Annotated in this window: 9 protein-coding genes; 4 read left to right on the forward strand and 5 right to left on the reverse strand. The window is 62.9% G+C overall.

The genetic code is table 11. The features are described 5' to 3' along the window. The first annotated feature begins 210 nt into the window (after nucleotides 1–210). The 4 genes from HH302_RS16905 to HH302_RS16920 all read left to right on the forward strand — a co-directional run bounded on the left by HH302_RS16905 (nucleotide 211) and on the right by HH302_RS16920 (nucleotide 6,706). Nucleotides 211–3,009 (forward strand): OmcA/MtrC family decaheme c-type cytochrome, encoded by a 2,799-nt coding sequence (locus HH302_RS16905; RefSeq protein ID WP_172203423.1) that lies wholly within the window; start codon nucleotides 211–213, stop codon nucleotides 3,007–3,009. Nucleotides 3,010–3,125: 116 nt separating this feature from the next. Next, on the forward strand, nucleotides 3,126–3,512 hold the full coding sequence (locus HH302_RS16910) for a helix-hairpin-helix domain-containing protein (protein ID WP_206254203.1): 387 nt from the start codon (nucleotides 3,126–3,128) through the stop codon (nucleotides 3,510–3,512). A 49-nt stretch (nucleotides 3,513–3,561) separates the two neighbouring features. Then, nucleotides 3,562–4,554: a DmsE family decaheme c-type cytochrome gene (locus tag HH302_RS16915; RefSeq protein ID WP_172203424.1), complete on the forward strand. Its 993-nt coding sequence runs from the start codon at nucleotides 3,562–3,564 to the stop codon at nucleotides 4,552–4,554. 61 nt (nucleotides 4,555–4,615) lie between these two features. Further along, complete coding sequence (locus HH302_RS16920; protein WP_172203425.1) at nucleotides 4,616–6,706, forward strand: MtrB/PioB family decaheme-associated outer membrane protein; 2,091 nt, start codon at nucleotides 4,616–4,618, stop codon at nucleotides 6,704–6,706. A 179-nt stretch (nucleotides 6,707–6,885) separates the two neighbouring features. Here HH302_RS16920 and HH302_RS16925 read toward each other — a convergent pair whose 3' ends face one another. The 5 genes from HH302_RS16925 to HH302_RS16945 all read right to left on the reverse strand — a co-directional run bounded on the left by HH302_RS16925 (nucleotide 6,886) and on the right by HH302_RS16945 (nucleotide 11,257). Further along, on the reverse strand, nucleotides 6,886–7,227 hold the full coding sequence (locus tag HH302_RS16925; protein ID WP_172203426.1) for a c-type cytochrome: 342 nt from the start codon (nucleotides 7,225–7,227) through the stop codon (nucleotides 6,886–6,888). Between the two features lie 36 nt (nucleotides 7,228–7,263). After that, nucleotides 7,264–7,950 (reverse strand): cytochrome b/b6 domain-containing protein, encoded by a 687-nt coding sequence (locus tag HH302_RS16930; RefSeq protein WP_172203427.1) that lies wholly within the window; start codon nucleotides 7,948–7,950, stop codon nucleotides 7,264–7,266. Then, entirely contained in the window at nucleotides 7,943–9,061 is a 1,119-nt protein-coding gene (locus tag HH302_RS16935) for a cytochrome c3 family protein (protein ID WP_172203428.1), read from the reverse strand. The genes HH302_RS16930 and HH302_RS16935 overlap by 8 nt, the downstream gene beginning before the upstream one ends. A gap of 177 nt (nucleotides 9,062–9,238) precedes the next feature. Continuing rightward, nucleotides 9,239–10,303 (reverse strand): RNA methyltransferase, encoded by a 1,065-nt coding sequence (locus HH302_RS16940; RefSeq protein WP_172203429.1) that lies wholly within the window; start codon nucleotides 10,301–10,303, stop codon nucleotides 9,239–9,241. A gap of 66 nt (nucleotides 10,304–10,369) precedes the next feature. Then, on the reverse strand, nucleotides 10,370–11,257 hold the full coding sequence (locus HH302_RS16945) for a ParB/RepB/Spo0J family partition protein (RefSeq protein WP_172203430.1): 888 nt from the start codon (nucleotides 11,255–11,257) through the stop codon (nucleotides 10,370–10,372). Nucleotides 11,258–11,447 lie beyond the last annotated feature (190 nt).

Below are 11,447 nucleotides of genomic sequence, written 5' to 3' on the forward strand. Positions count from 1 at the left end.
ACGCAAACCCGCCTCGGAATTGGCTTGGAGCGCTTGCAGCCGCAGCTGGATCGCAGCGCCTTAATGATCTAAATCAGAAGAATTATTGTGTCGACACGTAGATTCGGGACACAAAGCGAGGGACCGGGTGGCGCATTGATCACCGGCATCCCCTCTGAAATTGATGCGTCTTGAGTTGCACCATTTGGGTGGACGTCGGGGAGAAGATTCATGGACAAGAAAAAAGGCCGCGTTTGGCTCGGCTACCTGCTCGCAGGCTTGCTAGCCACCACGCTGATTGGTTGTGGTGGTGGTGACAGCGGCCCCGCGGGCCCAACCGGCCCTCAAGGCCCCAGCGGCCCGTCCGGCCCGTCGGGTCCGTCAGGCCCATCCGGCCCCGGCGCAGGCGTTGTCCTTGTCCCCAGCAACAGCGCCACCCCGACCGACACCGCTTCCGCAGCGTGGGCTGCGCTGGCCCCGCAAGTCACCGTCACCGGCGTGACCATCTCCAGCCCGCCGGTGGTGACCTTCAAGGTGACTGACGCCTCCGGCTACCCGGTGGTAGGTCTTGGCAATACCTCGAAGAGCAGCACCGCAACGGTGGCCGGCCTCACCAACCTCGCCTTCTCGATCGCGAAGATGGTACCGGGCACCAACGGCGCGCCGGCAAAGTGGGTCAGCTACATCGTGACCACGGTTCCGACCACCACGGCTGCTGCAGCACCAACCCGCCCGACGACCGACAACACCGGCACCTTGGTGGACAACAAGGACGGCACCTACACCTACACGTTCTATCGCGACATCACCAAGATCAAGGCGGATGTCGACGCAATGACCGTTGCGGCGCCGAACAACAAGGCGGATCTCGGTGATCTGACCTACGAACCGAACCTCACCCACCGCCTGACGATCCAGGTTTCCGGCAACGCTCCGGGCACCGGCACCAACACGCCTACCGGCGCGACTTCCGTCTACCCGGCTGTGCCGATGACGAAGCCGACCGATTACATCTACGACTTCGTGCCGGCCACGGGTCAGAAGGTGACGGAATCGGGGCGCGACATCGTCGCAACCGCTAAGTGTAACGAGTGCCACCGCCAGCTTGGCGGCATTCCGGGCGACAGCACCGAGAGCTCCGGCGCTGGCTTCCATGGCGGCAACCGCAACAACGTGCAGTACTGCGTGGTCTGCCACACCGAACAGCGTAAATACGGCAAGGTTGAAGCAACGATCAATTCGGCAACGCTGACCTTCACATCGAAGTCGACCGACATCGTGGATGGCCGCGCCGTTGGCAACCTGCCCAACTACATCCACAAGATCCACAACGGCAAGCTGCTTGCCAAGAAGAACTACAACTACGCGGGCGTGCTGCCCAATGAGGTGGGCTACCCGCAAGACATCCGCAACTGCACTAAGTGTCACGACGGATCCGCCACCTCCACCGCGAAGACTTCGCAGGGTGACAACTGGAAGGCGATGCCGAACCGCTTGGCCTGCGGCTCCTGCCACGACGGTATCAACTTCGCGACCGGCACAGGCGTCACGCTTGCCGATGCGGCAAAGGGTCTGACCTCGACGACCAACGCCCACCCGGCCGGTCCGCAGTCTGACGACTCGATGTGCAGCACCTGCCACAAGCCCGACGGCATCGACATCGCGCATACGCCGGTGACACCGCCGAACCCGACCAACTCGCTGCTGGCGGGCGGCACCAACGCCAACACCAACGCAGCGTGGATTGCATCGAACACCAGCCGCCTGCCGGCCGGTGCAATCAAGGTGAGCTACGACATCAAGAGCGTCTCGGTCAATGCCAGCAAGCAACCGGTGATGGTGTTCCGCATGTTGCAAGACGGTGCTCGCGCTGACTTCAACACCTTCGATTCGACGAAGCCCGTCGCCACCCAGGAGATGTGGACCAACTTCTTCGGCTCGCCGAGCGCGTACTTCGTGTTCTCGGTGCCGCAAGATGGCATTGCCGCGCCGGCTGACTTCAACGCCTCGGTGTCCGGCTATCTGCGCAACATCTGGAACGGCAAGGCAACTGGCACCGGTGCCGGTACGCTGACCGGGCCGGACGCAGACGGGTACTACACCGTCACGCTGACTGGTGTGGTGATTCCGACCACAGCGAAGATGCTGACAGGCGGTATCGGCTACTCCTACAGCCTGTCCAGCGCACCGCCGCTGACGCAAGCCAACCTGGCCGCCTACCCGACGGCCCCCGCAACCGGCACCCCGGTCGCGAACATGCCCAACCTCACAGGTGGCCTGATCGTGATCACGCCGAACGTGCAGAAGGTTGCTGCCGGCTACACCGGCCGCCGCGCGATCGTCGAAGACAAGCGTTGCAATGCCTGCCACCAGGAGCTGGGCACCTTCACCGAGGATGCCTTCCACGCGGGTCAGCGCAACGACGGCACGACCTGCTCGTGGTGCCACACGCCGAACCGCACCAGCAGTGGCTGGTCGGCCGACTCGACAAGCTTCGTGCATTCGATCCACGCAGGCTCCATGCGTGACGTCAAATTCACCTGGCACGCGTCGAGCACGACCGAATCGTTCGCCGATGTCGGCTACCCCGGTGTGCTGAAACAATGCGAGACCTGCCACCTGCCCGGCACCTACGACTTCAGCGCAGCGGACTCCGCCGCGGCTGTGCCGAACCGCCTGTATCGCACGGTTGCAACCGGCAAGTTCAACGGAGCCTCGGCCGATCCGGTTGCGAATTTCTCGCTGTCGCCCTACGTGACCAAGGACAACGTATACAACTACGGATCGGGCTTCAGCTACAGCGCCGCCACCGGTACATCGACCGCAGCCGCGGCGACCACCGCAGTGATCTCGCCGATCACCACGGCCTGCTTCGCTTGCCACGACTCGTCGCTCGCACAGACCCACATCACCGCGAACGGTGGTTCGGTCTACGCAGCGCGCAGCACGGGGCTGGTGACGACCGAGACCTGCATGGTCTGCCACGCAACCGGTCGCGTTGGTGACATCAAGGCGATGCACGCGAAGTAACCGATCGTCGCGCAAGCACCACGGATGCGGCGGGCAGCCCGCCGCATCCGGTTCCACCCAGGCGGAGCTGTTTCGCGAAATGCGTGGCAGTCAAAGCCAAACAAGCAAAGATGAGCATGGCCAAAGAGACCCACAAATCGTGTCGTGCGGGCCGCAGCGTGGTGATTGCCACTAGCTTGTGGTTGATGGCTGGCACCGGGTTCGCAGCAACGGCCAGCACAAGCACCGAGGCCCTGCCCGCGGGCCACCCGCAGCAAGCTCAGAGCAGCAAGAAGGCAACACAGAAACCCGCGCCGCTGATCGACATCAACAGCGCAAGCAAGGCACAACTCAAAACGCTGTATGGCGTCGGGGATGCGGAGGCGGATCGGATCATCGCCGCGCGTCCGTTCAAGACAAAGACCGATCTGGTCACGACAGCCGGACTACCCACCGGCATCTACGTCGCCAACAAACACAAGATCATCGCGATACAAAAGACCAAGTCGAGCCCCAAAGGCTAGGCGACGCCGTATCGGAACAAGACAAACCAAGACGAACGGGCAGACATCGATGAACATCGCAAAATCAGTGTTCTCTACCGCGCTTGTGCTCGCTGGCCTGGCGTGGCAAAGCCTGGCCTTCGCCGAAGAGGCCGCGCCTACTGCATCAGCCGCGCCCGCCGCGATTGCCAGCCCCGGCACCGAGTACAGCAAGAAGGGGGCAGACACCTGCCTTGAGTGCCACGACGCCGACAGCGACACCGCAACCTTCACGACGGCCGGCATCTTCAAGTCCAAGCACGGTCAGCGCGGCGACGCGCACAGCCCGTTTGGGCCGAAGGGTCTGCAGTGCGAAGCCTGCCACGGCCCTGGCGACCGGCACTCCACGCAGAAGAGCAAGAAGATCCAGACGATCAACAGTCTCAAGGCGAACTCGTTCTACACGCCCGCCGAGCGCAACGCGGTGTGCCTGTCATGCCACCAGAACCGCTCGCGCAACGCTTGGCACGCGGAAGCGCATGACCGCAGCCAGCTGGCATGTACTGACTGCCACAAGCTGCACGTCGAAAAGGACCCGGTGCTGGCGAAGAAGACCGAACCGGATGTCTGCTTCCGCTGCCACAAGTCTGAGCGCGTCGACTTCCAGAAGGCATCCTCACACCCGGTTCGCTTCGGCCTGATGGCGTGCAGCGACTGCCACAACGCGCACGGTTCCGGCACGCAGGCGATGCTCAAGAAGCCCACGCTGAACCAGACCTGCTACAGCTGCCACGCAGAAAAACGTGGCCCGTTGCTGTGGGAACACGCACCCGTCACGGAAGACTGCGGCCTCTGCCATACCAGCCACGGATCAGTTCGCCCGGCCATGCTGACGAAGAGCACCACCAGCTTGTGCCAGACCTGTCACTCGGTGGCGGGCCACCCAGCGGTGCCGCGCACCGGCGCAGCCCTGCCCGGCAACGGCGGCGGCGGTTCAATCTTCGTCGTCGCGGGCGGCTGCACGAACTGCCACGCCCAAGTGCATGGTTCCAATCACCCGGCAGGCGCCAAGCTGCTGCGTTGAACGGCGATCAGACTTTCACCATGAGTACATGCGTAACCTCTCAGCGAGAACGGACGCGGCCATGAAACCATTTAGTCCCTTGTTCCTGCTCTGCGCCCTCGGCGCACTGACGATCACGACCAGCGGCACCGCCCTGGCGGTCGACACCTCGCAATGGACCTGCGAGTCGTGCCCATTCGAGAAGGCCAGCTCCAGCACCACGGTGGAGGCTGGGCTCGGCAGCGTCACCGAAGATTCAAAGACCTTCGGCAACTACACCGGCCTCGACCGGCAGGGCCCCTACGTGATGGCTGGCGGCGAAGGCCGTTATCGCAACGACACCGGGTTCAGCGGCAGCTTCCAGGCAACCGACCTTGGCATCGATACGCGGGCCATTGACGCCCGTGTGCGGCAGGAGGGGCGCTATTCGGCCCGCTTTGGCTATTCGGAGATTCCGCACTACACCTCCGATACTGGCGCGACGCCCTTCCTCGGTGCGGGTAGCGAAGTGCTGCGCCTGCCGGCGGGCTTCCCGATCTCGACCACGGCCGATCTTCCCGCCGGCAGCCTCAACACGGTAGACATTGGCTTCAAGCGCTCACGGCTCGACGCCGAGGCGAGCTGGTTGGGCGACGAACACTGGACCAGCAGTATCAAGGTGCGACACGACGTCCGCGACGGCACACAGCGCATCGCCGGATCGTTCTACAACACCTCCTCGCAACTCGTCGCGCCAGTCGACCAGACGACCGATCAGATTGAAGTCTCCGCCGGCTACGTCACGCAGAAATGGCAGTTGTCGCTCGCCTACCATGGGTCGCTGTTCCGCAATAACGAGAACGCGCTGACCTGGGCGAATCCATTCACGCCGGTTGTTGCCGGCGCGACCACTGGCCAGCTGGCACTCGCACCGGACAACCAGTTTCATCAGCTGCTCGCTTCCGGCACCTACGAAATCCTGCCGCAATTGCGCGCCAGTGCCGACGTCGCCTTCGGCCGCATGACGCAGGATTCCTCTTACCTGCCGATCACACAGAACGCAGCACTGGCGCCGACGATACCCGCCCTGCCGGCTTCGTCACTCAACGGCAAGGTCGGCACGTTCAACGGCAGCTTCCGGCTGGCCTACAACCCGATCGCGCAGCTACGGGTCAACGCGGTGTATGCGCGCGACGAGCACGACAACCAGACCGACAGCTTGGCCTACCCAGCGGTGGCGACCGACATGTTTGTTGGCACCACGACGCGCAGCAACCAGCCCTTCTCGTACAAGCAAGATCGCTACAAGATCAATGCGGACTACCTCGGCCCGAGCTGGCTGAAGACGTCGATTGGCTTCGATGAAGACGATCGCATGCGCACCTTGCAGGACACCGTGAAGACGCGCGAAGGCACGGTCTCGGGGCGCGTCGCTGCGCAAGTCCAGGAATACCTCTCGGTTTCGCTGCGGCTGGCACATGGCGAGCGCACGAACTCCGGCTACGGTTCGGCCACCTGGGTGTCGCCAGCCGAGAATCCGTACATGCGCAAGTACAACCTTGCGGATCGCTGGCGCGACACGGCCGGCGTACGTGCCGACATCACGGCGATGGAAGGCCTCACGATTGGCCTGCACTACGACTACTCGGAAGACGACTACCGCAACTCGCTGGTCGGCCTGACGGATGCACGCAGTGAGAGCTATGGCGCCGATCTGTCGGCCGCGCTCGGCGAACGCACGCAAGTGCAGCTGTATGCGGCATCTGAGCGGCTACGTTCCAACCAGGCCGGCAGTTCGACCGCTACGCTGCCTAACTGGTGGGCACGTAACAGCGACGAGATCGACGTTATCGGGCTCGGCATCAAACATATGGCAATGGATGGGAAGCTCGAACTGGGCGCCGATCTGACCCATACCAGCTCGCGCAGCGACGTGGTCGTGAATGCTGGACCAAGCGATCCCCCGTTCCCGACAGCAACGACGGATCTCGATAGCGTGAAGGTGTATGCCACCTACCGCCTGCAGAGCAACATCTCGATCACCGGCGGTGTATGGCATGAAGAATACCGCTCGCGCGACTGGCGCTACGACGGTGTAACGCCGACCACGGTGCCGAACCTGCTGGCGCTCGGAGAAGAAGCCCCGCACTACAACGTTAACGTCGTTCGTATGGCGGTGCGCTACAGCTTCTAAGGCGATATCGGCGCAATACCGACACGCCCGCACAGTCCGCTGTGCGGGCGTTTGTGTTTCGACGACCAGAGTGGTTTGCCCGTTCGTACGCTCACCGAACGTCGCGGTCACTGCGCGCAGACAAAAAAAGAGCCCGTCGGGTGATTCCACCCGACGGGCTTCTCGTTTGACGCTTCGGATTACTTGAGCGACAGGATCCAGGCGATCAGGTTCTTCTGTTCCGCCACGTCCTTAGTCTTGATGATCTTGTGGTCTTCCTCGGTGCCGTCTTCCATCTTCACCTTCTCGCCGGAGGTGATGTGGTGCAGCAGCTTGGCCTCGGAGTCGGCCTTACCGGCGTACTTCTTGCCGATGTCGGTGAAGGACTTGGCTTCCTTCTTCTTATCGATGGCATGGCACTTCAGGCAGCCTTCCTTCTTCGCCAGCGCCTGAGCGGCATCGGCATCCGCAGCCTGCACCACCGGTGCGAGCGCAAACGCGCCAACCAGGCCGACAGCCACCGCGATCAATTTCGTCTTCATCCTTGCTCTCCTATGGGTGTTTGCAAACATACCGGCTCAGTGTTCGTGCCAGCCGGTAATCATGGTCTTGAACGTGGTGCTGATTTTCTTGCCGAAGGTGCAGAGATACACATGCGCCACGATGAAGGTCGCGACGATCGTGGCGCACACGTAATGCACGACCGCGATCGGGAACAGCCCATCGACGCCGAACATCTCTTTCGGCGCGTATTGCGGGTACAGAAAGATCAGCCCGGTCAGAACCAGTAACGGCATCACGATGTAGATCATGAACCAGTAGGTGATCGCCTGGAGCGCGTTGAAGTTCTCCTCCGGCGTGACCGGATACGGCTCATGCTCACCTTTGAACACACCCCACATGTAGTAGCGGGTCTGCTTGATGCAGCGCTCCAGGATGCCCGGCGGCTTTGGTACGAACTGCCACCAGTTGCCCGTTACCGCATTGGCGATAACAAAGAAGCTCCAGAGCGCGACCAGCAGCACGCCAGCAGTGTTGTGGATGCGCACGGCGAGTGAGAACTCGACCACCGGAATCTTCGCGTCCGCGTAGTGCAGGCTGAAGCCGGTGACGATCATCGTGAGGATCAGGATCGCATTCGTCCAGTGCCAGGCACGCACCCAGCCCGGGAGAATGTAGATCCGCACCCCCTCGCTGCCGCTGCGGCGATCCCCAATACGGCGCTCTTGGTGCCGGCGGTCATCATGACGGCGTTCATCAGTCATTCTTGTTTCTCCGGCGCAGGAAGTGCATCACAACGCGCAGGGCAGCATGGCCCAATACGCCCAACAGGGTCAAAGCAGCCAAACCAAGCATCAGCTTGTCGACAAGCGGATTTCGCGTCGCGCCGATCACGTAGTTCTCGTTCAGCACCACGCTGTTGGCGAAGCCGAATTTGTTTTCTTCCTCGCTCGCCAGATGGCGGTAGAGGCGAACCTTCAGCTGCGTATCGCGGCTATGACAAGCCACGCACTTTTTCTCGGCGCGCTTCTTGTCGAGAATTTCATGCGAGATCGGCTCATTGGCCGCCACCACCGGCGTATGGCACTCCACGCAGCGCACTGCTTTCCAGTGAGCCCGCGTGTTCGGCAGCCACTTGTGGATGTCGTCGATCAGCGGGCGATCCTTCTTCTCCGGCGCAAACTGAGCGAATCGCTCGTCCGAATCGTGACAGCCCAGGCAAACGCGGTTGTCCTGCTCAACAATCTTCTTCGGATCACCCAGCTTGTCGGCACGCCGCATCACGTGCGGGTTGTGGCAAGTCGTGCAGGTGAACTTGTCGGAAAGATTCTTCGCATGCACCGACTTGTCGAACTGCGCTTGCGCGTGATCCGCCTTCTTCTGATGGCAGTCCGGGCAGCTGCTGGTCGAATCCTTCGCGTCCGGCTCGTGCGGGAAATCGTCGTAGCCTTCGTTGTGGCACTTGGTGCAAGCCAGGCGCTGGTGATCGGAGGCATGGAAGGCCTCCTTGTCGCGCAGCAAGCCGCGCAACTTCTTCAGATCCATGCCTTCCTGCGGCGGGTGCTTTAACCCTTCTTCGCTGTGGCAAGCGAAGCACTCGTCGTTCTTCTTACGAATCTTCTCCAGCATTTGTGGAGAAGGCCCCTTCGGTTCGTTCTCTTCCGCAATCGCGGTGAAACTGAGCATGGCGGCACACGCCAGCACCACAATTTTCCCGCAGGCATTCCATGACATGGCGAGGCCTTCAGCACAATGAATCGTGGGCGGATTACAACAAGGTTGAACCTCAATATCAACACACTTTTGAGGGTTAAATTCGATGGTCTGATTTAGGTCAGCCGTACTGGTCCGTACGCTCAAGAAGTTGCTCGCCACGGCCGCGTTCAGCCACTGCTCGCGCGGGGTTCAGACCCCCTCGCCGAGCCGCCGACCACTGGGGCTGAATGTGGGTCGCGATCGCACCGGGCCGACGGGAAACACGCCAGCGACGGCCCGACCCGCTGAGGGTCAACATTGCGACGGAGACGTCGCCTCGCCGCCGCTCAACGTCGACTAGCTCGCCTTAGGTACGATGCTGATTCGCCGGCTCGCGACGCGTTGTTCGCGCTCGGCGCGGCCCTTGGCGATTTCGCGGGCGCGGAGCTGGCCGCAGCCACCGTCGACATCCTGCCCGGCCGAGTTGCGCAGCTTGGTCAGCACGCCACGCTGGTGCAGCGTGCGAGCGATCGCGGTGGCGCGCTCCCAGGCCGGACGCTTGAATTCGAGTTCCGGCACGGTGTTGTACGGAATCATGTTCATAATTGCGTACTTGCCCGCCAGCAGCCGGACGATGCCGTCGAGTTCGTCGTCGCCGTCGTTGACGCCATCGATCAGCGTCCATTGGTACTGAATCGGGTACCCGGTGCTGCGGGCGTATCGCTCGCCCATCTCCACCAGGTCTGCCGGATCGATGCGCGGCGCGCGCGGCAGCAACTGCGCGCGAAGGTCCGCCTTCGTCGTGTGCAGCGACAGTGCCAGTGCGGGCTTCACGCGCCCCTGCGGCAGACGTTCAAAGACGCGCGGATCGCCGACGGTCGAGAACACCAAGTTCTTGTGGCCGATGCCGCCCGCCGTGCCAAGCAGATCGATCGCCTCGAGCACGTTATCGAGATTGTGGGCCGGCTCGCCCATACCCATGAAGACGACCTTCTTGACGAAGCGCTTGCTGCGGGCAAGGACGACCTGCGCGACGATCTCGGCACTACCAACCTGGCGCAGCAGGCCGTCGCGGCCGGTCATGCAAAACACGCAACCGACAGCGCAACCGACCTGCGTCGATACGCAGAGGCCGTCGCGCGGCAGCAGCACGCTCTCAACCGTCTGGCCGTCGGCAAGCTCGACCAGAAGGCGTGCCGAACCATCCTCGCCCGGGTGCTCCGAGCGCAGGCGCGCGAGGCCGGCGAGGTCTGCGCTGAGGGCCGGCAGATCGTTGCGCAGCGCGAGTGGCAGGAAGTCCTCGGCCTTGTGCGGGCCGCTGTCGATCGGCTGCGCGTTCGCCCACGCGCGCAGCAAGCGCTGCTCGTGGATCGGTTTGGCGCCGTGCGCCAGAAGGCGCGCGCGGATGTCTTCGATACGCATGGTCGGTAATGCTTGAGTGGCTGGCGCGCCGGGAGCGATCGCGCAAAGGGCCACTTTAGCGCGGGATCAGAAGGGTGGGTTGCCCTCGCCCTTGAGCGCGAGGAATTCGTCGATCAGGCGATCGAGCACCGCCTCCTCGTCGCCCGCATCAAGGCCGAGAATCTGCGCCACCATACGAACCTTGCCGGGATTCACGCGCCGCCCGCTGCTCGCCGGCACGGCCACAGTGCTGACCGGCGAAACGACGCTCGGTGCGGCAGCAACCGTTTGCGGCGCTGGCTCGATCGTGTCTGCATCGGCCTTCTTCTTGCCACGCTTCACGCCCTCTTGGACGAGCACTGCTTCGACCACCTTCTTGGGCAATTTCTCGCCCTGTTCCAGCTCGGCGACCAGCGCATCGAGCCGCGCCTCGTTCTTCTGCGCGAGTTTGTCGAGCTGGACTGCAGTCGTGCAGCTCGTGATCTGGCCGGATTCGAGCAGCGCCTCGACTTTGGGCGACAAGTTCGCCGGCGCGGTCTTCTGTTCCAGCCAGGTCGCCGGCTGGCCGAAGTGTTCGGCCGCTGCCTCGGGCGACTCAAAACCGCCGGCGATCGTTTTCAGTGCCTGCGCCATCTCGCGCGGCGCCAGCGGCAGGCGAACGCCCTGGCCCAGGTTTTCAAAGACCTGCACCTCCAGCGTTTCGTTCGGGGCGCAGGCTCGCACGAGCGCAGGGATCGACGCTTCGCCCGCCAACAATGCCGCGCGCAGACGGCGCTCGCCGACGATCAGACGATGCTTGCCGTCGGCGTCGGCCGGCTGCACCAGCACCGGCTGGATCAAGCCGACACCGGAAATTGAATCGGCCAGCCGCTTGATGCCCGCCTCATCGAACTGACGACGCGGGTGTGCCGGGTCCGGCACGATCTTCGCCACGTCGATCATCTTGAATTCGGGAACCGTCTCTTTGAAGCCCATCGCCTTGTCCGCCTGTTCGCTGCATGCTGGCCAACGCGTGCGTCGACCAAAAGGGCGGGGATGTTCCGGGTTTTTGCCCTGCGGGGCAACTGCGGCGATCGCGCCCTTCGGCAAGCCGCGCGCCGTCTGGATGTTGCATGCCTGACTCTGCATTCGCGAGCGACAACAGTGCGACCTCCGCGCTGTGCCC

This window comes from Niveibacterium sp. COAC-50 (assembly GCF_013184235.1).
In the GTDB taxonomy this organism is placed as follows: Bacteria; Pseudomonadota; Gammaproteobacteria; order Burkholderiales; family Rhodocyclaceae; genus Niveibacterium; species Niveibacterium microcysteis.

Excerpts from the sequence above, each read along its gene's own strand:
- HH302_RS16920 (WP_172203425.1), top strand. The coding sequence starts at position 4,616 with ATGAAACCATTTAGTCCCTTGTTCCTGCTCTGCGCCCTCGGCGCACTG.
- HH302_RS16945 (WP_172203430.1), bottom strand. The coding sequence starts at position 11,257 with ATGGGCTTCAAAGAGACGGTTCCCGAATTCAAGATGATCGACGTGGCG.
- HH302_RS16910 (WP_206254203.1), top strand. The coding sequence starts at position 3,126 with ATGGCCAAAGAGACCCACAAATCGTGTCGTGCGGGCCGCAGCGTGGTG.
- HH302_RS16905 (WP_172203423.1), top strand. The coding sequence starts at position 211 with ATGGACAAGAAAAAAGGCCGCGTTTGGCTCGGCTACCTGCTCGCAGGC.
- HH302_RS16930 (WP_172203427.1), bottom strand. The coding sequence starts at position 7,950 with ATGACTGATGAACGCCGTCATGATGACCGCCGGCACCAAGAGCGCCGT.
- HH302_RS16915 (WP_172203424.1), top strand. The coding sequence starts at position 3,562 with ATGAACATCGCAAAATCAGTGTTCTCTACCGCGCTTGTGCTCGCTGGC.
- HH302_RS16925 (WP_172203426.1), bottom strand. The coding sequence starts at position 7,227 with ATGAAGACGAAATTGATCGCGGTGGCTGTCGGCCTGGTTGGCGCGTTT.
- HH302_RS16940 (WP_172203429.1), bottom strand. The coding sequence starts at position 10,303 with ATGCGTATCGAAGACATCCGCGCGCGCCTTCTGGCGCACGGCGCCAAA.